Source organism: Betaproteobacteria bacterium, assembly GCA_016194905.1.
In the GTDB taxonomy this organism is placed as follows: domain Bacteria; phylum Pseudomonadota; class Gammaproteobacteria; order Burkholderiales; family JACQAP01; genus JACQAP01.
The window spans coordinates 14,476-35,971 of record JACQAP010000034.1 but is presented as its reverse complement, the minus strand read 5'-3'; the positions used below and the strand labels follow the sequence as shown (position 1 = coordinate 35,971).

At 63.1% G+C, this 21,496-nt stretch carries 19 protein-coding genes and 1 pseudogene; 13 read left to right on the top strand and 7 right to left on the bottom strand.

Features of this window, described 5'->3' with window-relative positions; translation table 11 throughout:
- Positions 1 to 138 precede the first annotated feature (138 nt).
- From HY067_21830 to HY067_21795, 8 genes are all read left to right on the top strand, one after another.
- On the top strand, positions 139 to 813 hold the full coding sequence (locus HY067_21830; protein ID MBI3530595.1) for a nucleotidyltransferase family protein: 675 nt from the start codon (positions 139 to 141) through the stop codon (positions 811 to 813).
- A 148-nt stretch (positions 814 to 961) separates the two neighbouring features.
- A complete protein-coding gene (locus tag HY067_21825; GenBank protein MBI3530594.1) occupies positions 962 to 1,828 on the top strand; it encodes a xanthine dehydrogenase family protein subunit M in 867 nt (288 codons plus the stop codon).
- A 21-nt stretch (positions 1,829 to 1,849) separates the two neighbouring features.
- Positions 1,850 to 2,335 carry a (2Fe-2S)-binding protein gene (locus tag HY067_21820; protein MBI3530593.1) on the top strand — a complete coding sequence of 162 codons (486 nt, stop codon included), beginning with the start codon at positions 1,850 to 1,852 and terminating at the stop codon, positions 2,333 to 2,335.
- 29 nt (positions 2,336 to 2,364) lie between these two features.
- Positions 2,365 to 4,770: a carbon-monoxide dehydrogenase large subunit gene (locus HY067_21815; GenBank protein MBI3530592.1), complete on the top strand. Its 2,406-nt coding sequence runs from the start codon at positions 2,365 to 2,367 to the stop codon at positions 4,768 to 4,770.
- Between the two features lie 33 nt (positions 4,771 to 4,803).
- The gene (locus HY067_21810; GenBank protein ID MBI3530591.1) at positions 4,804 to 5,418 is read left to right on the top strand and encodes an SRPBCC family protein; all 615 of its coding nucleotides are present in this window, start codon (positions 4,804 to 4,806) and stop codon (positions 5,416 to 5,418) included.
- A gap of 17 nt (positions 5,419 to 5,435) precedes the next feature.
- Positions 5,436 to 6,314 (top strand): MoxR family ATPase, encoded by an 879-nt coding sequence (locus HY067_21805; GenBank protein MBI3530590.1) that lies wholly within the window; start codon positions 5,436 to 5,438, stop codon positions 6,312 to 6,314.
- The gene (locus HY067_21800) at positions 6,308 to 7,486 is read left to right on the top strand and encodes a VWA domain-containing protein (GenBank protein MBI3530589.1); all 1,179 of its coding nucleotides are present in this window, start codon (positions 6,308 to 6,310) and stop codon (positions 7,484 to 7,486) included. The genes HY067_21805 and HY067_21800 overlap by 7 nt, the downstream gene beginning before the upstream one ends.
- Positions 7,483 to 8,472 carry an XdhC family protein gene (locus tag HY067_21795; GenBank protein ID MBI3530588.1) on the top strand — a complete coding sequence of 330 codons (990 nt, stop codon included), beginning with the start codon at positions 7,483 to 7,485 and terminating at the stop codon, positions 8,470 to 8,472. Before HY067_21800 ends, HY067_21795 begins: the two co-directional genes overlap by 4 nt.
- Before the next feature lie 127 nt (positions 8,473 to 8,599).
- Here HY067_21795 and HY067_21790 read toward each other — a convergent pair whose 3' ends face one another.
- Together HY067_21790 and HY067_21785 are read right to left on the bottom strand one after the other, a co-directional pair.
- Positions 8,600 to 9,967, bottom strand: a complete 1,368-nt coding sequence (locus HY067_21790; protein ID MBI3530587.1) for an EAL domain-containing protein — start codon at positions 9,965 to 9,967, stop codon at positions 8,600 to 8,602.
- 208 nt (positions 9,968 to 10,175) lie between these two features.
- Positions 10,176 to 10,853, bottom strand: a complete 678-nt coding sequence (locus HY067_21785) for a gamma-glutamylcyclotransferase (GenBank protein ID MBI3530586.1) — start codon at positions 10,851 to 10,853, stop codon at positions 10,176 to 10,178.
- A 172-nt stretch (positions 10,854 to 11,025) separates the two neighbouring features.
- On the opposite strand from HY067_21785, the gene HY067_21780 reads away from it, so the two are divergent.
- From HY067_21780 to HY067_21760, 5 genes are all read left to right on the top strand, one after another.
- Entirely contained in the window at positions 11,026 to 11,880 is an 855-nt protein-coding gene (locus tag HY067_21780; GenBank protein ID MBI3530585.1) for an alpha/beta hydrolase, read from the top strand.
- Positions 11,881 to 11,913: 33 nt separating this feature from the next.
- The gene (locus HY067_21775) at positions 11,914 to 13,083 is read left to right on the top strand and encodes a CoA transferase (protein ID MBI3530584.1); all 1,170 of its coding nucleotides are present in this window, start codon (positions 11,914 to 11,916) and stop codon (positions 13,081 to 13,083) included.
- A 9-nt stretch (positions 13,084 to 13,092) separates the two neighbouring features.
- Positions 13,093 to 13,875 (top strand): enoyl-CoA hydratase/isomerase family protein, encoded by a 783-nt coding sequence (locus HY067_21770; protein ID MBI3530583.1) that lies wholly within the window; start codon positions 13,093 to 13,095, stop codon positions 13,873 to 13,875.
- A 321-nt stretch (positions 13,876 to 14,196) separates the two neighbouring features.
- Positions 14,197 to 15,372 carry a beta-lactamase family protein gene (locus HY067_21765; protein MBI3530582.1) on the top strand — a complete coding sequence of 392 codons (1,176 nt, stop codon included), beginning with the start codon at positions 14,197 to 14,199 and terminating at the stop codon, positions 15,370 to 15,372.
- A gap of 8 nt (positions 15,373 to 15,380) precedes the next feature.
- Positions 15,381 to 16,409, top strand: coding sequence for a methyltransferase (locus HY067_21760; protein ID MBI3530581.1), 1,029 nt, complete (start codon positions 15,381 to 15,383; stop codon positions 16,407 to 16,409).
- 336 nt (positions 16,410 to 16,745) lie between these two features.
- On the opposite strand, the gene HY067_21755 is transcribed toward HY067_21760, so the two are convergent.
- The 5 genes and pseudogenes from HY067_21755 to HY067_21735 form a co-directional block, all read right to left on the bottom strand.
- On the bottom strand, positions 16,746 to 17,390 hold the full coding sequence (locus tag HY067_21755; protein ID MBI3530580.1) for a class I SAM-dependent methyltransferase: 645 nt from the start codon (positions 17,388 to 17,390) through the stop codon (positions 16,746 to 16,748).
- Between the two features lie 136 nt (positions 17,391 to 17,526).
- Positions 17,527 to 18,504, bottom strand: a complete 978-nt coding sequence (locus HY067_21750) for an NADPH:quinone oxidoreductase family protein (protein ID MBI3530579.1) — start codon at positions 18,502 to 18,504, stop codon at positions 17,527 to 17,529.
- Between the two features lie 2 nt (positions 18,505 to 18,506).
- The gene (locus tag HY067_21745; protein MBI3530578.1) at positions 18,507 to 18,959 is read right to left on the bottom strand and encodes a PaaI family thioesterase; all 453 of its coding nucleotides are present in this window, start codon (positions 18,957 to 18,959) and stop codon (positions 18,507 to 18,509) included.
- A 142-nt stretch (positions 18,960 to 19,101) separates the two neighbouring features.
- Positions 19,102 to 19,458, bottom strand: a pseudogene (locus tag HY067_21740) (response regulator transcription factor).
- Positions 19,459 to 20,520: 1,062 nt separating this feature from the next.
- Positions 20,521 to 21,492 (bottom strand): D-2-hydroxyacid dehydrogenase family protein, encoded by a 972-nt coding sequence (locus tag HY067_21735; GenBank protein MBI3530577.1) that lies wholly within the window; start codon positions 21,490 to 21,492, stop codon positions 20,521 to 20,523.
- Positions 21,493 to 21,496: the final 4 nt, after the last annotated feature.

Here is a 21,496-nt window from a genome sequence, read left to right as displayed (position 1 = left end):
CGCGCCCGCACTCGCCCGCACCGGACACCATGTCACCCGGTTCATGCCGGCGTACAATCGGTCGAGCTTGTCGCGCGTACCCGATAGACCGGTATGAACGCGCCTTCATTCACGAACCAGACTGACGGAATCACGATCATGGGATGCTTGCTCAAACAAGGCGGCGGACTGTACCCGAGGTTGCGCATCGGTGCAGTCCTGCTGGCTGCCGGCGAAGGCCGGCGCATGGGTGGTGTGGCCAAGCCGCTGATACGGCTTCAGGGAGTGCCGCTGATCAGCCGGCAACTGGTCGCCCTCAGCGGTGCCGGTGTCGACGAGGTGGTCGTGGTGACAGGCCACGCGCGCAACGCGATCGAGGAGCAGGTGCGGAGCTTTTCGGTGACGCTGGCGCACAACGATGCGCATGCCCAAGGTCAGGAAGGCTCGGTGCGGGTAGGGCTGGCCGCCCTCAACGGAATCTTCGATGCGATATTCATCGTGCCCTCTGACCAGCCGTTGATCGCAGCGGGCGATTTGACCGAGCTGATCGGAGCGTTCAAGAAGCGCCCGGCGGGCCATGTCGTGGTGCCGGTGGTGGATGGGCAACGGGGCAACCCCATCCTGCTCGACGAGGTGGCGCACGCGCAGATTCTCGCCAGCGGCATGAACCTGGGCTGCCGCCACCTGATCGAGCGCCAACCCGAACTCGTGCATATGCACAAAACCGCCAACACCCGCTTCATCACCGACCTGGACACGGTGGAGGATGTGCAGGCGCTTGCACAACGCACCGGCTGGCGGCTCGAATTGCCGGCACTGGAGGCCGTCGAGTAAACGCGTTGGCGCGCAGAGAGCGCGCCAGCAACTCGTTCCCTGCCATTGGCGGGCATGATCCGGCGATCTGCGCAAACAACACTTGTGTTGTTGCAGTGCGTAAGAACAGTATTGGCCATAGAAGAACATGCCTCTGGGAGGAGCGACCATGATTCCCCGCGAATTCGAGTATTACGCGCCGAAGACCATTCCCGACGCGCTCGGCTTGCTCAAGCAGTTCGGCGATGAGGCCAAGTTGCTCGCCGGCGGCCACAGTCTGTTGCCGATGATGAAACTGCGCTTTGCCCAGCCCGGCCATCTGATCGATTTGGGCAGGATTCGCGAACTCAAAGGCATACGCGAGGACGGCGGCACGCTACGCATCGGCGCAATGACCACGGAGAACGAACTCATCTGGTCGAAATTGCTGCAGGACAAGTGTCCATTGCTGGTCGAGGGCGCACGGCTCATCTCCGATCCGCAGGTGCGCTACAAGGGCACGATCGGCGGCGATATCGCCCATGGCGACCCGGGCAACGACCATCCGGCGCTGATGCTGGTGTTGGGCGCGTCCTTCGTTCTCAAGGCATCGACAGGCGAGCGCGTCGTGCCTGCGGATGGCTTCTTCGTCGGCAGCTACGCCACGCTGTTGAAGCCGGGCGAGATCATGACCGAAATACGCATCCCCGTCCCCGCGCCGGGAACCGGTACCTGCTACGCCAAGCTCAAGCGCAAGGTCGGCGATTTCGCCACCGCGGCGGCTGCCGTCATGCTGCGCATGAAAGGCGAGACTGTCCAGGAAGTCGCGATTGCGCTGACCAACGTCGGCGCCTCCGTGCTGAGGGCGCGCGCGGCTGAAGACTCGCTGCGAGGAAAGGCCATGAATGACGCTTCGATCGCAGAGGCTGCCAGGCTTGCGATGAGCATCTGTGATCCGGCCGCGGATCAGCGCGGCGATGCGGAGTACAAGACGGCCATGGCCGGCGAAATGACGCAGCGGGCATTGCGCACGGCCCGCTCGCGCGCCACCCACTGATTCGACTGCGAGGAGAAAGACATGGCCAAGAAACAAGCGGTGTCGTTCAAGCTCAACGGCAGGCAAGTCGAAGTATTGGTCGAGCCGCGCGAGTTGCTGATTCACAGCCTGCGCGAGAAACTCCAGCATACCGGTCCGCACATCGGCTGCGAGACCTCGCACTGCGGCGCGTGCACCGTCGATCTCGACGGCATGTCGGTGAAGTCCTGCACGGTGCTCACCGTGCAATGCCAGGACGCCGAAGTGCTCACCATCGAGGGTTTCGAGCAGTCAGGCGAACTGCACGCGTTGCAGGAAGGCTTTACGCAGGAACACGGACTGCAGTGCGGCTACTGTACGCCCGGCATGATTACGCGCGCCTTCCGGCTGCTCAAGGAAAACCCCAGCCCGTCGGAAGAAGAGATTCGCTACTGGATGGCGGGCAATCTGTGCCGCTGCACGGGCTACCAGAACATCGTCAAGGCGGTGCAGTACGCGGCGAAGAAAATGTCGTCGGCGCATACCTGATACGTAGCACCTTACCGGGAGATTTCGCCATGGCTGGTTCAACCGACACGATCGAGCGCGAAAAAAAGCTTCAGGGATTGGGCAGTTCCAGATTGCGCAAGGAGGACGCCCGCTTCATCCGCGGCAAGGGAAGCTATATCGATGACATCAAGCTGCCGGGCATGCTGTTCGGAGCCATGGTGCGCAGCCCCTATGCCCATGCCCGCATCAAATCGATCAACAAGGCCAAGGCGCTGGCCGTGCCGGGTGTCGTCGCGGTCCTGGTTGCGGAGGATCTGAAGCCGGTGAAACTGGACTGGATGCCGACGCTCGGCAGCGACGTTCAGGCCGTGCTGGCGGACAAGAAAGTCTGCTTCCAGATGCAGGAGGTCGCGATGGTGATCGCCAGCGATCGCTACAGCGCCGCGGATGGAGCGGACATGGTGGAAGTCGATTACGAGGAGTTGCCCGCAATCGTCGATCCGCACAAGTCCATGGCTCCCGGTGCCCCGGTCATTCGCGAAGACATCGCCGGCAAGGACGAGGTCGGTCACGGCAAGCGCACCCATCCCAATCATATCTTCACCTGGGAAGCGGGCGACAAGGCCGCCACGGATGCGGTCTTCGCCGGCGCCGCGGTGACCGTCCGCGAAGAGATCCTGAACCCGCGCGTGCATCCGTGTCCGATGGAGACCTGCGGCTGCGTGGCCTCGTTCGACAAGGTCACGGGACAGTTGACGGTCTACATTACGTCGCAGGCGCCGCACCTGGTGCGCACCGTGGTCGCGATGCTATCCGGCATTCCCGAAAGCAAGATCCGCATCATCGGCGGCGACATCGGCGGGGGATTCGGCAACAAGGTCCCGATCTATCCGGGCTATGTCGTTGCCATCGTGGCGTCGATCGTGACGGGAGTGCCGATCAAGTGGATTGAGTCCCGCATCGACAATATCTCCACGACCGGATTCGCGCGCGACTATCACGGCGTCGGCGAACTGGCGGCCGACAAGGATGGCCGCATCAAGGCCTTGCGCTTTACCGCACTGGCCGATCACGGCGCGTTCAATTCCCACGTATCGGCCACCAAGCTGCCGGCCGGCCTGTTCAGCATCTGCACCGGCTCTTACGACATTCCCAAGGCCTATTGCCGGGTCGATGCGGTCTATACAAACAAGGCACCCGGCGGCGTGGCCTATCGCTGCTCGCTGCGGGTGACCGAGGCGGTGTACCTGATCGAGCGCATGATCGACGTCCTGGCGCAGAAGCTCTCCATCGACAAGGCCGAGATCCGCCGGCGCAACTTCGTAAGCGCGGACAAGTTTCCTTACAACACGTCCCTGGGATGGACGATCGACAGCGGCAACTACCAAGCCGCGTTGGAAAAGGTGTTGAAGGCGGTGGATTACGAAGGCCTGCGCAGGGAACAGGTCCAGAAACGGGCCAAAGGCGAACTGATGGGAATCGGGGTTTGCACCTTCACCGAGATCGTCGGCGCCGGACCCACCAAGGTCTGCGACATCCTCGGCATAGGACTATTCGATAGCTGCGACATCCGCGTCAATCCCACCGGCAGCGCCATTGCCCGGCTGGGCACGATGAGTCAGGGCCAGGGCCACGCGACGACCTACGCCCAGATCATCGCCACCGAGCTGGGCTTGTCGTCGGACGAGATCCAGATCGAGGAAGGCGATACGGACAAGGCCCCCTATGGAGCGGGCACCTGGGGGTCGCGTTCCACTCCGGTCGGCGGCGCCGCAGCGGCGATGGCTGCGCGCAAGATCCGCGCAAAGGCGCAAAAGATCGCGGCTCACCTGCTGGAGGTGGGCGAAGGCGATCTGGAATGGGAGGTCGACCGCTTCAAGGTCAAGGGCAACCCGGCCCAGGCCAGGACCATGAAAGAGATCGCCATGGCGGCGCACACCAGCAACCTGCCGGACGGCATGGAGAAGGGGCTCGATGCAACGGAATACTACGATCCGCCCAACATGACCTTCCCTTTTGGCGCCTATGTCTGCGTTGTGGATATCGACCGTTTTACCGGTGAGACCAAGGTCCGGCGTTTCTACGCCTTGGACGATTGCGGCACGCGCATCAACCCGATGATCATCGAAGGCCAGATCCATGGCGGTCTTACGGAAGCCTTTGCCGTGGCCTTTGGTCAGGCTATCCCGTTCGACGAGAACGGCAACCATCTCGGCAACAGCCTGATGGATTACTTCCTGCCGACGGCCGTGGAAACGCCGCATTGGGAAACCGATCACACGGTCACGCCGTCGCCGCACCATCCGATCGGCGCCAAAGGCGTGGCGGAATCGCCCCATGTCGGCGGCATTCCGTGCTTCTCCAACGCGGTTGTGGATGCCTTTGCGCATCTGGGGGTGACGCACATGGACATGCCGCACACCGCCTTCCGTGTGTGGCAGCAATGCAAAGCGCTCGGCATCAGCACAAGATAGGGCGCCCGGTCGGATAAGCGGCTGACAATCGGCATGAACGTCCAGATCGACAAGACGTATCCCATGCCGTGCCCGGCGGAGGTCGCGTGGGAATTCCTGCAGAACCTCGAAGCGGTTGCCGCGTGCATGCCCGGGGCGAAGATTACCGAACGCCTCGACGCAGGACGCTACAAGGGAACAGTGACAGTGAAGGTGGGTCCGGCGACGATGTCCTTCCGGGGAGAGGTTGAGATGAAGGATGTCGACTCGGCCGCCCGGACGTTGCGTCTGCTGGGCAAGGGTACCGATAGTACGGGGAGTTCAGGCGCTTCCATGAATCTGACTGCCCGTATCGAGGCTGCCGAAGGAGGCCTTTGCACTCTGGTGGGCGCGAGCGAAGTATCGATGAGCGGCAAGGCGGCTGCCTTCGGCGGACGCATGATGAACACGGTCGCCGACCAGATCCTGAAACAGTTCGCCGACAACTTCGCGGGTCAGGTCAGCGCGCTCCAGGCGCAACGAGCGGCTCCCGCGGCAGCGGGCGGCGGCGTGCCGGCGGCTGCAGTGGCTATCCCTCCACCGGCTGCCGGGGAACTGAACGGCCTCGCGCTCGTGTGGACGATTTTCAAGGACTGGCTGCGCGGCCTGTTTTCCAGGAAAACGGCGTGAATCCTCCCGCCCAACGCATGAATGAGGTCGTCGACCTGGAACTCCAACTGGAGGGCGCCGGTTATGTCGCCGAGCCTGCGCTCGCGGCTGCGCTGCTGCTGATGCTGGATCTCGGCCGTCCGTTGCTGCTGGAGGGTGACGCCGGCGTGGGAAAAACCGAAATCGCCAAGGCGCTCGCCACGGTGCGCGGCGCCAGGCTCATCCGCCTGCAGTGTTACGAAGGGCTCGATGTTCACGCCGCAATGTACGAATGGAACTACCAGCGGCAATTGCTGGCGATCAAGCTGCTCGAGCATGATGACCGTCCGGCTGTCGTAAAGGAGCAGGACATCTTCTCCGAGCGCTATCTCCTGAAGCGACCGCTGCTCGAGGCGATCAGTTGCGCCGAGCCGCCGGTGCTGCTGATCGACGAAGTCGACCGTGCCGACGAGGCCTTCGAAGCCTACCTGCTCGAACTGCTATCGGACTTCCAGATGTCGATCCCGGAACTCGGCACCATGCGCGCCGTTAGCCGACCGCTGGTCGTCATTACCTCGAACGGCACGCGCGAACTCTCCGACGCGCTGCGCCGTCGCTGCCTGTACCAGTACATCGACTATCCCGCCTTCGCGAAGGAATTGGCGATTGTCGAAATCAAGGCGCCGCGGGCGGCGGGACAATTTGCCCGCCAGGTGGTCGAATTCGTGCAGAGCGTGCGCCGCATGGAACTGCAGAAAAAGCCGGGCATCGCGGAGACGCTCGACTGGACGGCGGCCCTGTTGCGCATGGGAATTTCCGTGATCGACGACGACGGGGCGGAGCGCATCCTCGAAACCCTGAGTGCCCTCATCAAGACCCGTGAGGACCGCGCCGGGTTTACCCGGGAGGTCGTCGCCCGGATTGCGGCGGCATGTTGATCGTCGCCGCTTCCCCGGCCGTTGACCCGGGCGCAGCCTTGCAGGCGCGTCTGACAGGCTTTGCCGGGTTCCTGCGCGCCAACGGCTACGGTGTAGGCGGCGCAGATTCGATCCGCGTGCTCGAAACGGCCGTGCAGACCGGGATTCTCGATCAGCAGATCCTGCGCTGGAGCCTCAAGGCGCTGCTATGCGGCCGTGGCGACGAATGGCGGCGCTTCGATGCCCTGTTCGACGCCTACTTCCTGCCGCCGAACAAAAAAATATTCGTGGAAAGCAACGTTGTTGCCGCCGGGGCGCGGGAGGCGACTGCTGGGGTGCGCGACGGCGGCGAAATCGAGCCTGCCGCCGGTGCGGGCCACGGAGTCGCCGGCGACGCTGACGCTGGCACCGCCAGACACGGAGCGAGCCGCGAAGAATCCCTGGCGTCCACGGATTTTCGCGAGTTGAATCAGGCAGAACACGCGCGCGACATCGAGGCGCTGATGCGCCGTTTCGCCAGGCGCCTGAAGCACCTTCATCTGCGCCGTGAAGCACGCTTTCATCACGGCCGCCGGCTCGACTTGCAGGGCACCATTCGGCAGAGCGTGGCCTGCGGCGGCACGCCGTTGCGGCTCGCCTGGAAGGAACGCCGTCGCGTGCGCCCGCGCCTGCTGTTGCTCCTGGACGTGAGCCGTTCGATGAGCCTCTACAGCTTTTTTTACCTGCGCCTTGCGCGCGCGCTGTGCGCCGAGTTGGCCGACGTGCATTGCTTCATTTTCCACACCCGCATCACCGGCGTGGCGGAGGCGCTGCGCGACCCGGACCCGTGGCGATCGCAGGAACGCCTGCACCTCCTTGCCGCCGGATGGGCCGGGGGCACGCGCATCGGCGAATGCCTGCGGGATTTCAACCGCGACCACGCGGCGCGCCTGGTGCATTCGCGCACCGGCGTGATCATCGTCAGCGACGGTTACGACACCGGTGAGCCGGAGCTTCTGGCGCAGGCGCTTGCCACGCTGCGACGGCGGTCGCGGCGCATGATCTGGCTCAACCCGTTGTTGAACCAGCCCGGTTTCAGTCCCGAGAGCCGGGGGATGCAGGCGGCCATGCCGCACATCGATCTGCTCGCGCCGGGCGCCGACCTTGCGGGCATCGAGCGCGTATTGCCGCGGATCATCGAGGCGTTGCGATGACGAACGACGAACTCCCGGATATGGCGCGCGAACTGAACAGCCGCGGCGAGGCCTACGCGCTCGTCACGGTGGTTCGGGCGATCGCCCCCACATCGGCTTACCTTGGCGCCCAGGCGATCGTCCTCGCCGACGGGACGCTGCACGGTTGGATCGGCGGAGGGTGCGCGAAGAGCGTGGTCATCAGCGCTGCGCAGAGCGCCATCGAGAACGGCGAGCCGAAGCTCGTGCGCATCAGCAACGACCGCGTTTATCCAGAAGAGGATGTCGAGCACTACACGATGTCCTGCGCCAGCAACGGGAGCATCGAACTCTTCATCCAGCCTTACAGCGTTCGCAGCGCGCTGTGCGTGCTCGGGAGCACGCCTGCCGCCGACGAGGCGCGGTTCCTTGCGGAACGGCTCAGAATCAGGCTTACCGATACTCCGGGTGAAGCGCCCGTCGTCCTGGTCGCGACGCAGGGGCAAGGCGACGAGGAAGCGCTCGAGGCCGCCTTGTGCAGCCCGGCAAAGCAGGTGCTGATGATCGCAAGCCGGCGAAAAGCGGAAAAGCTGCGCGCCGTGATGCGGATGCGCGGCGTCGACGAATCACAGCTTGCGCGCTTGCAGGCCCCCGCGGGCCCGGATGCCGGTGCCAAGACACCGGGCGAGATTGCGCTGGTTGCGATCGTCGCAGTGCTGGCGTTGTTGCGCGGTCGTGGCCAGGTACCCGTGAACGCCGGGCAGGTTCAGCAGGAGGCGGCCGAGGGTGCCGGGCAAGACAGGAGCCAGCAGAATTCGCGCACTGCGCCTGGCACGGCGGCGGTGGAAGGCACAGTCATCAACCCCGTTTGCGGGTTGGCCGTGAGCACCGCCAATCCGATGCACATCGAGAAGTACGCAGGCGTGTCTTACTACTTCTGCTGTGACGGCTGCAGGACAACGTTCCAGAAGGACCCTGCAAAGTATGCGGCGATTTACCATGCTTCCATGGGCAGGGTTCTGGCATGAGAAGGTTCACCGTGCTGCCGGCCGTTGCACCACGGTTGTCTTGCTGGTTCTAGCCTGGGGTTGCCAGTCCAGTAGCTTCGCTGCGCGATTGCCGACCCGTAAATTGATCGACCGGGCGATCGGTGTGTCACTGAATCCGCGCGTGTGTCGACCAGTCGACGTCGCCGCAGATCACCACCGGCTTGCCGTTGCCGGCCCTTGTCGCCATCGAGAACGTCACGCAATGCAGGTATCCGGTCAGCGAACAGTACTGCCGGGTGGCCTGGACCACTTCCGGTTCGTGGATGGCGCGACGAAAGAAATCCCGGCGCGACCAGTCGCTCTTGTTGAGGGCCCCCATGCTGTAGAAATCCGCGCTTTGCCTTGGCGGCGGGCTCGCCGAGAAAATGTCGGCACCGAGGTGGCTGCCGCTGCCGTCGAGCAGGAAACATCGTAATGCGCCTTCCAGGCCGAGGAAGGCATCGCTGGAAGTCTCGAGCGCGACGCCGGACCTCACCTGTGCCGCAATGTTCTGGATAGCGGCGAGGTACGGGTGCCGCTGCTGGCGGTAACGCGCGATGTCGGAAGGCGAGGCTTTGCGCAGTCCGTCCGCGTGCGATGAGTGCAGCGTCTCGTTCTCCAGGGAGACCCGCGTCACGCGCATGTCCGGCCGGACTGAAACGCGCTGTTCCCGGTAGTTGTTCCACAGCTTGTTCAACAGGTCGTCCGGTTCCGAAAAATCGGTGACGCCATCGACAGGCTGGCCGAAGAAGTAGCCGCTGCCGAAATCCGCGTCCACGTCGATCGCCAGCAGAGCCTGGTCCTCGGACTCGAGACCTTCCATCAGCACGAGCGTTCCCATCTCGTGCAGCAGGGAAACCGCGCGCGGCAGGATCTGCCGCGTGCGCGGTTTCTTCATTGCTTCCGCGACCACCGAAGGCCCGATTTTTACGATGGCCGGCGCGGTGTGCCAGATGGAGTCGAGGTTGGCATTGTCCACGCCAAAATGGTCCACCGAGATCAGGCAGCCGAGACTGCGGTAACTGGCGATCGCATCGTCGAGACGTTCGTGCCCCAGCACGGAGCCGGCGATGTCGATCATCACCTTCTGCGGTGCGACTTCGTAGTGGCTGAAGAGCGAGGTCAGGAACCCGGCGCTGTTGCCGAAATCCAGGAAGACTTCGGGATGCAGGTTGATGGAGAGCACGCCATGCGACGGCCGCCGCGAGAAGAAATTGTGGACGTGTATCGTTGCCGACAACATGTCCAGCATCGCCATCTCGGAATAGTTCTCCACCGGTCCGAACAGGGTTTCGGGAGAAACCGCATTGCCGTTCGGATCCATCCCCCGCAGGCTTGCTTCGAATCCCACGGCGTGCTTCTGGGGCAGGCAGAAGGCGGGCTGGAATACGGATTTGAGTTCCAGGTCCCGGAACCACCCGGATGCTCGCCCGGATTGTTGGGTCAGCATCCTCTGGATGAAATCCAATGTGTAGCCGCGTAGCGGAGCGTTCATGGAATCCCTCTAAAACTCACATTAGGCCCGAATCCAGCTGCCCGGAATCTTTCAGAAATTCCGGATGTCCCGACATCGGGAGGCGCATTTCATGGCCGTCGATATGGAACATTATGGAGTAGCCGCAATTCATTTGTCACATCAGGCGCAAGCCGGCCCCCTTTGGCGCGGGCCGTCGACGCGGACCGGATTCGTACTTTTTGAACTTCTATGACTCCGGAACCGAATCGCCCGCATGGGCAACGAGTTTCGCCAGGCGCGAGAGCCGCGGATCGGCAATGCCCGCGACTTCCAGACTGGTCGCGGTCTGGACCAGGTAATCGGCGCAGGTGCCGAAATGGCCGCACGCCTTCAGCGCGATCGATACGATCTGCCGATCGTCCAGCCGGCCGGTGTAGCCGGGCTTCTTACGGTTGACGACAAAAGCGATCGCGCGCACGACGCGGTCGCCGACGTCGGCTTTAACCCAGCGCGGCATGTACGTGCCTATCACCATTTCCCTGCGCCAGAGCAGGCCGAGCTCGACCATCAGTTTTTCATCGTGCAGGCGGTAGGCCACGCCGTGGCAGGATCCGCCGCTATCCAGGCCGAGCACCAGGCCGGGCACTTGCGGCGATCCGCGATTGACTTTCGACCACAAATAGAAGCCGCGGTGATAGCCGTGGATCCGCGCCGGCCGGCGTTCGGCGAATTCCATCAACGGGTTCCAGATCAGCGATCCATAGCCGAACACCCACACCCGATCGCCCTTGCGATGTCCGGCCATGGTCTGTGCGAGAGAACGCGCCACCTCCTCGTCCGACATCAGAAGATGTCCGAAACCGGAATCGCGCACTGCCTTGCGCACGCCGTCCCGTTCGAGGACGCTGCGATCTACCTTTGCCACTGCGTCTCCACTGTATCGATCTGTACGGCGTCGGGCTGACTGCCTTCAGCCATCGTCATGTTGCCATCCGGATCGGCCTCAGGGCGGATTATCTGATAATGTGCTTCGCAAATCGGCCGCGCCTGCGGCACAACAACAATCCGGCCCCGTCATTTCGTAGCGAGCAACGCGCATGCCAACCCTGACAACGGACGATGGTGTGAAGCTGCATTACGAGGAGAGCGGCTCCGGCACGCCGGTTGTCTTCGTGCACGAGTTCGCCGGAGACTGGCGCACCTGGGAGCCGCAGCTTCGCCATTTCTCGCGCCGCTATCGTTGTATCGCCTATAACGCGCGCGGCTACCCGCCGTCGGATGTGCCGGCGGATGTCGAGCAGTATTCCCAGCAACGTGCGCGGGACGATATCCTCGGCGTGCTCGATGCGCTCGGCGTCCGGCGCGCGCATGTCGTCGGCAACTCCATGGGAGGGTTTGCCACGCTCCATTTCGGCATGGCCTACTCGCCGCGCGCACTGTCCCTGGTCGTCGCGGGGTGCGGTTACGGAGCGCATCCGTCGCAGTATGCGCAATTCCAGACGCAATCGCGGGAACTGGCAAAGTCGATGCTCGACCAGGGCATGGAGCACGTCGCGGCCACTTACGGCCACGGTCCGTCGCGCCTGCAGCTCAAGGAAAAGGATCCGCGAGGCTTCGCCGAGTTCATTCGGCATTTTTCCGAACACTCCCCTCAGGGCTCCGCGAACACCATGCTCGGCTACCAGGCACGGCGACCGTCGCTGTACGACCTGACCGCCGACATGGGGCGCATTATGGCGCCGACACTGATCGTTGCCGGAGACGAAGACGATGCCGTGCTGGAACCTTCGCTGCTGATGAAGCGCAACATTCCAACGGCGGGGCTCGTCGTGCTGCCGAAGAGCGGACACATGACCAACCTCGAAGACCCGGCGTTGTTCAACCGCCTGCTGGAAGATTTCTTCCATCAGGTCGAGGCCGGCCGCTGGCCGTCGCGCCCCGCGCCGGCGTAGTTTTTTCCCTAGCCCCTAGCCCCGGTATTTATCATGGAAGCCCTGTCCCATCTGCGCGTGATCGACCTGACACGAGTGCGCGCCGGGCCGACCTGCGTCAAGCAGTTTGCGGACTGGGGCGCCGACGTGATCAAGATCGAAATGCCGGCGGAGGCAAGCGAGGACATCCTCGGCCCGCGCCAGGGATCGGACTTCCACAACCTGCATCGCAACAAGCGTTCGCTGACACTGAACCTGAAGGATCCGCGCGGTGTGGAAGTGCTCAAGCGCCTGGCGAAAACCGCCGACGTGCTGGTGGAAAACTACCGGCCCGACGTGAAGCACAAGCTCGGCATCGATTACGAGACGCTGGCACGGGAAAATACGAAGCTGATCTATGCCAGCATTTCCGGATTCGGCCAGGACGGGCCGTACCGCGACCGCGCCGGTTTCGACCAGGTCGCGCAGGGCATGGGCGGCCTGATGTGGGTGACCGGATTACCGGGGCAGGGGCCGGTACGCGCGGGCATTCCGGTTGCGGACCTGAGCGCCGGATTGTTCGCCGCGCTCGGGATACTGATCGCCCTGCAGGAGCGCAGCCGTTCAGGCAAAGGACAGTGGGTGCAGAGCTCGCTGCTTTCGTCGATGATCGCGATGATGGATTTCCAGGCCGCGCGCTGGCTGGTCGAAGGCGATGTGCCGGGACAGGCGGGCAACGACCATCCGACCTCGATGCCGACCAGCGTCTATCCGACCTCGGACGGCTACGTCAACATCGCAGCGGCCGGCAATCCGATTTTCGCGAGAATGGCCGAAGCGTTCGGCAATCCCGCCCTCGCGGTGCATCCGGACTATGCCGATGCGAAACTGCGTTCGAAGAATCGCGTGGCGCTGAACGATGCCATCGCCGCGCATACGCGGCGTTACACTTCCGCGGCGCTGATCGGCCTGCTCGCGAAAGCCGGTGTGCCCTGCGGACCGATCTACAAGCTCGACCAGGTATTCGGGGATGAGCAGGTCCGGCATCTCGGCATGGCGGTGCAGGTGCCCGATCCCGGTGGTGGTGCCATGACGCTGGTCGGTCCGGCCATCAAGCTGTCCCGCACGCCCGCGCGCATGAAGCGCACTGTGGGAGCGGCGGGCGAGCACAATGATGAAATCCTGCACGATCTCGGCTACAGCGATGCCGACATCGCCGGGTTGCGCGGCGCCAAGGTTATCTGAGGAGAACGCATGAGCAAGGGCAAGCTGCGCGTCGAACGCGACGGACCGGTCGGCCGCCTGGTGCTGGACAATCCGGAGCGCCGCAATGCCATCGGTGCCGACATGTGGCGGGCCATCCCGCAGGCGATCGGCACATTCAACGCCGATGCATCGATCCGATGCATCGTAATACGCGGCGAAGGAACGCAGGCGTTCGCGGCGGGCGCCGACATTTCCGAATTCGAGCAAAACCGCTCCAGCGAAGGCGACGTGAAGGAATACGAAGCCGCGACTTCCGCTGCACATCACGCCATCGAGTCGGTACCCAAACCGGTGATCGCATTGATCCATGGCTTCTGTGTCGGCGGTGGGCTGGCGGTGGCGCTCTCCTGCGACCTGCGCTACGCGGATGCGTCGAGCCGTTTCGCGGTCCCCGCCGCGCGCCTCGGCCTCGGTTATGGCGTGCACGGCACCGGCCGGCTGGTCGCGACCGTCGGTCACGCGGCGGCGCGCGAGATCATGTTCAGCGCGCGCCGCTACGACGCTGACCAAGCGCTGGCGATGGGGCTGGTCAATCGCGTGCTGCCCGACGCCGAGCTCGATGACTACGTGCGCAAGGTCGCGCTGGAGCTGGCGGCCAATGCGCCCATGACCATCGCTGCGTCGAAGGCGGTCATCAATGCACTGGCCGAGCCGAACGGCGATTTTTCCGATGCCGAAGCAGAGGTTATGCGCTGCATGAAGAGCGAAGACTATGTTGAAGGTCGCCGCGCCTTCATGGAAAAGCGCGCACCGGATTTCAAGGGCAAGTAGATGGGGCATCCGCCGAGATTCCGGGATAATCCGGTTTTTATGCGGGTCGAAGGTTGTATGGCAGCGGGTGCGCGGTCCCGCGTTGTTATGGCGCACTCATAAAAAACATTCACCGCCAGGGACGCCAAGGACGCAAGGGAAAACCGGGAAGAGGCGAATCTGAACGGGAAAATACGATGCCTACCGGTTCGAGCGCACGGGAGTTGCCCTCTACTACCCTGCCTCGCATTTGACGTTCCTTCGCGTCCTTGGCGTCCCTGGCGGTGAATGGTTTTTTGATCTCACATCCGACCCGCCTACCTCTACCAACAGGAAAGCCCGATGTACCCGATTCTGAAGCCGTCGGTCGACACAATATTGCATCGCGCCGTCGAAGCCGGCGATATACCGGGTGTGGCTGCGATAGCGTGCACCCGCGACGCGACGGTTTACGAAGGCGCGTTCGGCAGCCGCAAGCTCGGCGTGAACAAGCCGATGACAACCGACTCCGTGGTCTGGATCGCGTCGATGACCAAACCGATCACGTCCGCCGGCGTAATGCAGTTGGTCGAGCAGGGCAGAATCGCGCTCGACGATGCCATGGGCCGCTGGGTGCCGGAGCTGGCGTCCGTGCAGGTGCTCGAAGGTTTCGATGCAGCGGGCTCGCCGCGTCTGCGCGCGCCGAAGCGGTCGATCACGCTGCGACATCTGCTGACGCATACCTCGGGTTACGGCTACGGAATGTGGAACGAGCCGATCGCGCGCTATATGGAAGTGACGGGACTGCCTGCGACCTCGAGCTGCCAGAACGCCGCGCTGCGTCTGCCGCTGCTGTTCGATCCGGGCGAACGCTGGAACTACGGCATCAATATCGAGCTGGCCGGCAAGGTCATCGAGGCGGTCAGCGGCAGGAAGCTGGGGGTGTATCTGAAGGAAAACCTGTTCGACCCGCTCGGCATGGACAGCACCGGCTTTCGCATTACGCCGTCGATGCGCAAACGCATGGCGCGATTACACGAGCGCGGCGCGGACGGCGCACTCACGGCGGGCGACTTCGAAGTGCCGCAGGAGCCGGAATTCGAAATGGGCGGCGGCGGCTTGTATTCGACGGCCGCCGACTACCTCGCCTTCGTGCGCATGATCCTGAACAAGGGCGCGGGCAACGGCAACCGCGTGCTCAAATCCGAAACGGTCGAGCTGATGTCGCGCAACCACATGGGCGAGCTGCGCGTCGTGCCGTTGCGCACCGTCAATTCGCTGCGCTCGAACGACGCCGATTTCTTTCCGGGCGTGCCGAAGAGCTGGGGCCTGGGCTTCATGATCAATCACGACAAGGCGCCGACCGGACGTTCCGCCGGCAGCCTGGCCTGGGCCGGATTGTCGAACTGTTATTTCTGGATCGACCCGGCCGCGGGCATCGGTGGCGTCTACATGACGCAGATCATGCCTTTCGCCGACGTGAAGTCGCTGCCGCTGTTCGTCGATTTCGAAACGGCGGTCTACCGGTCGCTATCCTGAGGACGCCTATGGCCAAAGCGGACGTACCGGCAGAAGACATCGCAAGGCTGCGCGGCCTCATCACGCAGTATTTTTCGTCGCGCGCGTTGTACGCGGCGGCGGCGCTGGATGTTGCCGGCGCGCTGGCCGGCGGTGCGAAGGACATCGGCGAACTGGCGTCCGCAACCGGCGCTCATGCACCCTCGCTGTACCGTGTGTTGCGGGTGCTGGCCTCGTCCGGAATTTTCGCGGAAGGCGGCGATGGGCGCATCTCGAACACACCGCTGTCGGAACTGCTGCATGCCGATGTGCCCGGATCGCTGCGCGACCTGGTGCTGTTGTTCGGCGACGAGACTTCCTGGCGTTCGTGGGAAGGTATCCTGCATGCGGTGCGCACCGGCGAAGCGCCGTTCGAGCATCTGTATGGCGAAAAATTCTTCGACTACCTGCAGGGACACCCCGATACGGCGGCCATGTTCGATCGCGCGATGGCGAGCTCGTCGTCCACGACCAATGCCGCGGTGGTTGAGGCCTACGACTTTTCCGGATTGGGCACGGTGGTGGACGTCGCGGGCGGCGTCGGCGCCGCGCTATGCAGCATCCTGAGCGCAACGCCGGGACTGCGCGGCATCGTGTTCGACCTGCCGCATGTCGGTGAGCGCGCGCGGGCGTTCATCGCAACGCAGCGATTGACGGAGCGCTGCGAATTCGCTGGCGGCAGTTTCTTCGAGTCCGTCCCGCCCGGCGCAGGCGCCTACTTCATGAAACACATTCTTCACGACTGGGGTGACGAGGAATGCACAAGGATTCTCGCTGCCTGCCGCAAGGCGATGGATGCGAGGGCGCGGCTGCTGATCTGCGAGCGCATCGTGCCCGCGGGCAACGAGCCTTCGTCGGCAAAGTTGATCGACTTGCACATGATGATGACCAACCATGGCGGCAGGGAGCGCACCGAGAAAGAATACCGCGCGCTCCTGGTAGCGGCCGGCTTCAAGTTGGAGCGCGTAATCCCGACCAGCACCCCATGGAGCGTGATCGAGGCGAAGCCGGCGATATAAGGGCAGGTAAAAGGCGAGAGCGGAGAGCGGAAAGCAACTTCAAGGGCCGAATTCTGCTTTTCGCTCTTACTTGTAGAAGTTAAGACGCGACAGGACAGATAGTGTCGGAGCGTTCACAAAGTGACCGGAAGCCTTTCGTAAACGCGACCGGCAACTGTCGACCCACTGCGGACACACAGCCTGACGCAGATCCAGCGTCTGCCTCCGGCAAAAGCGGTCATTCCTGGTGAATCAATTTCGACCGCGCCGTTCAAGCCGTAGTCGGGGAGGCGCGTCCGGCCGCTGTCTCCTAGAAGTTGAAATCCGAAAATGGTCGCGATTAATCTGGCTGTCGGTTTAATTGACGCACATCGCCGTGATCTGGTGACGGATGGGCAAGAACATCGTGGGCACGATCATGAGCTGGATTTGAACCTGTGAAAATCCGGCACCCTCCAGCATTCCACCAGTATCTCGGCATAGGTCACAGCCCTCGAATGTCCATTTCCAGGGTCGTGCGACGGCCCGCTGCAACGCGCCATTAGCCGAGCCCGAAGGCGCCGGCACATGTTCGACGCAGGCGAATCGTCCGCCCGGCTTGAGCACCCGCCGTACTTCGGCAAGTACCGCTGCCGGGTCGTTAACTGAACAAAGAACCAGCGACGAAAACACGAAGTCGACCGAGGCTGTCGCCAAGTCGAGCGCTTCGCCCGCAAGGCCGCGTAGGTCTAGATCGATTCCGCGCTGCCGCGCCCGCTTGCGCAGGACCGCGTGGAAGTGGCGATTCGGTTCGATTGCGATTAGCCGGGTCCCGCGCGGGAAATATCTGAGGTTGGCGCCGGCGCCGGGGCCAAGTTCCACGAGCACAGGTGGGACCTCGGCGAGCAGACGCGATTTTATCGTTGCGTATTTGCGGTGCATATAGCTTTCGAGAAAGTCGAAGAACCACGCATTCAGGCGACCACGAACTGCATTGTCTAGAACTGCCGTTTCCATTCCCATCCCTCCTTTAAGCAAGTTCTTGTGCCCGTTAATTCACTCCGCCATATTCCTTGCCGCAACTGTGCGACAGTGCCGCGCGGTGGTGAGCCAAGGGTCACTGCCAGGAAAGCCGCATCGTTTCTGGGTTTCCGGCCGATTACCGGACTTGAAGCACGACACGCCCTTGAGTCTTTCGCTCCTGCACCAATTCCATGGCTGTCTTGAATTGATCCAGCGGGAGTACCGCTCCCACGTGCGGTTTGAGCTTGCCTTGGGCCACCCACTCGAACAACTGCTCGTCGGCCTCGACGCTGGCATGCGGAAAGCGCTCGCCCCAAGCGCCCCAGAAGACTCCGACGATGGAATAGTTTTTCAACAAGGGCAGGTTCATCGGCACCGACGGGATCGCTCCGCTCGCGAAGCCGATTGGTAGCATGCGGCCGCCCCAGTTCATCAGCCGCGTCATGGTTGTGAATACTTCGCCGCCGAGAATATCGAAGAAGACGTCGATGCCTTTGCCGCCGGTGACAGCTTTGATGCGCTCGCGCAAGTCTTCATGCGCGTAATCGATGACTTCGGCCGCACCGTATTCGCGCACGATCGCCGCCTTTTCCGCCGAGCCTACCCCGGCGACGACCCGCGCGCCCAGATGCCGTGCCAAGTCGACTACCGCGAGCCCGACGCCGCCCGCGGCCCCGGTGACAAAAACAGTTTCGCCGGGCTGAAGCTTCGCGCACATCACCAGCCCATAGTAGGCGGTGCCGTAACAATGCCGCACGGCCGAGCCGGTTACATAGTCGACAGCCGGCGGCAGGCGCGCGGCCCAGCTTTGTGGGGCGGTCAACTGCTCCGCATAGGAGCCGACCCATCCGCCGCAGGCCACGCGGTCTCCCGGCTTGAAGCGGGTGACGCCTGCGCCTACGGCCGAGACGATGCCGGCGGCGTCCGTGCCCGGCACAAAAGGCGTTTGAGGCCGCATCTGGTATTTTCCTGCGACCATGAGGCAGTCCATGAAACTCACCGAAGCTGCATGGACGTCGACGAGAATTTGACCTGCGGCAGCTTGCGGATTCTCGATTTCTCCGAGCCTCAGGGCATCTAGTCCACCGAAGGATTCGCAAACGACGGCGCGCATGATCAAGCCGCCAGTTTGACCCGCACCGCTACGGCTTCGGCGGTCGCGCGTTCGATACCAGAATGGAGCACGCGGCAGCGGACGATCGTCTTGCGCTCGCCCTTCTCCAGGACTCGGGCGCGCAATTCCATCTCCCCGTCGATGGGCACGGGTTTGAGATAGTCGACCTTGAGGGAGCCGGTCACAAATGCGAACGGCGGCGGCCCGACGTCCAGCGCGTGGCCCGTTTCGTGGCAATAGTGGGCGAGCGCGGTCCAGATGCAGTGGCAATCGATCACCGAGGCGATGGTGCCGCCGTATACGTATCCGGGATGTCCGATGTGATACGGCTCGGGCTTCCAGATACATAGCATATCGTCGCCTTCCCATCGGCTCTTGATCTGCAGGCCGTGCGCGTTGAGCGCACCGCAGCCGAAGCAGTGAACCTTGAAAACATCCTGTAATGGTCGATCCATGTGTGCATCCCTCCCGATGGGCCAGAAACCCCGTTCAAAGCGGTACGGCGCCAAGGTACCGCGAGCGCGGCTAGCGAATCAGTCGGGAAACTACGGCAGGCGCCGCCTTTGATTACGGTAGTCGCTACCGTAGCCGGGCGGCTTAGCTGGGCAGCTTGAGTTCGGTGGCGCGCCGCACAGCCTCGGCGCGCGTGCGGCATTTCAATGCAAGCAGTGCGTTCGCGACATGCATTTCGACTGTGCGCGGACTCAGGGAAAGTTTGCGCGCGATCTGCTTGTCGGTCTGTCCCAGTCCGACTTCGCGCAGAATTTAGATTTGCCGCGGCGTCAGCGGCGATTTACTCGTTGCGCCCGCGTTCGCGTCACGCGAGTCGGATGCCGCGCGCGACGCAGGCAGGAAAGCGCGAAGCTCGGAAAGAAACACGGGCCATGCGGCCTCGGTCTCGAACGGCAGGTGATTCTTGCTCGGAAGCGGAACGAAACGCGCGTTGGGAATCAGCGATGCGAGGAGCCGCCCCTCGTCGAACGGGAAACACGGATCCTCTTTCGCGTGAAACACCAGCGTCGGGCATTGAACCTTCGGCGCCGCTTCGCGCACGTCGATCTCGAAGACTTCCTTCATGAAGCGAACGGCGTTCGCGCCCGAGATCGTCAGCCGCTGAGCTTCGTCGACCGCGCGCTGCTGTTCTGCCGTCGCGTCGTGAAGCAGCTGGGAAATGAAGACCTGCCGGAACGAGGAACTGTCGGCGCCCCATCCCAACTCCGCAGCCTTGAGCATGGCTTGCGCCGCTTCGACGATCTTTGGAGGCGGATTGCGTTTCAACAGTCCACGCGCGCAGGCACCATAGAGTACGAGGTGACTGACCTTGTCCGGGTGGCGTGCGGCATAGTTGATGGCGATTGCCGCACCCTGAGACATGCCAAACAGCGGAAAACGGTCGATGTCGAGGGTCGAGACCACTGCTTCCAGATCCTCGAGCCAAGCCTCCATGGAAATGCGCTCGACGTCCCGCTCGGACATACCACAGCCGCGGGAGTCGTAGCGGATGAGGGTATTGTCGCGACTCAACTCGGACACCCAGTGGCGCGAAAATAGGTTGTACGGCTCCTTCTCGACGTGGGTTAGCCAAGTGGCCGCTTTGACTAAAGGCGGGCCTTCGCTGACCGTCGCGACGGCAAGACGTGTACCGTCCGCGCTGGTGCAAAAACGGATCTGCTGCCGTTGGTCTCGGCTCATCGTCGCAATTCTAAACAATTTGCCCGGAACGCGTAATTCAAGAGGTCTTGGCACAATTAGACGGGATACCTTATGCGAGCGGCGCAGCCCATTCGCAGACGCGCCGCGCGTAGTTAGGTACCTGACCGGGGCTCCAACGCTCAATTAGCGGATGTCCGGTATTAGCCAGGTAGCGGCCAGCCGGCTCGGCTCTGATGTGCCAACTCCAATGGCTGCTGCTGGCCGGTTCCTGCCTTTGATGGAACAAGACTTTCGACCAAATCGGGCGCTGTATGTGAGATCAAGTCGCGACCACGGCATCTTATCTTTCACCTTTCACCTGCTTTATCCCAGCGCTTCCGGATTGAGTACGCGTGTCGGCGTGCCGTCGAGGAAAGCCAGCACGTTCTCGATCGACTCCCGGTAGAACTGCGCGTAGACCTCGCGCGCGCAATAGCCGAGGTGAGGCGTCAGCACGGTGTTCGGCAGACTGCGCAGCGGATGGTCCGTCGGCAACGGTTCCTGTGCGAACACATCCAGTCCCGCGATCAGTTTTCCGGTTTTCAGTCTTTCCACCAGCGCGGCTTCGTCGACCAACGGCCCGCGCGAAGTGTTGACGAGGATCGCGCCGGGTTTCATTTGGGCGAGGTCCTGCGCGCCGAGGATGCCGCGCGTGCGATCGGACAGCACCAGGTGCAGCGAGATCGCATCGGATTGCGTGAGCAGGGTCGCCTTGTCCACCAGCCGCGCGCCGGCCGCCTTGGCCTTCTCCTCCGTCAGGTTCGCGCTCCACGCCACTACCTGCATGCCGAGCGCCGCGCCGTAGCGCGCCATCCTTGCGCCGATCTTGCCCAGTCCGATGATGCCGAGCGTCTTGCCGTCGAGCACGTCGCCGGCCGGCACGCCGCCCTGGAACCCGCCAGTGCGTATCGAGGCATCGCCGCGGCTGATGAATCGAGCGGCGGACAGCAGAAGTCCCAGCGCGATCTCGGCGGTGGCGGCGCCGGATTTCTCGCCACCGGTATGGCACACGGGAATGCCGCGCGCATTGAGCGTGTCGAAGTCCATGGTCCAGGTACGTCCGCCGGTCAGGGCGATCATGCGCAGCTTCGGCAATCGATCGAGCAGCTCCTTCGAAAATTTCGTGCGCTCGCGCATCGCGATGATGATGTCGAACTCGCTGAGCGCCCTTGCGAGCTTGTCCGGTCCGGCGAAAGGGTCTTCGAAGAAAACGACGTCGGCCCGCTGCTGCAGTTTCGACCAGTCGGCGCTCTGTTTTGCCACGCCCTGCCAATCGTCGAGAACCGCGATGCGCATTCTG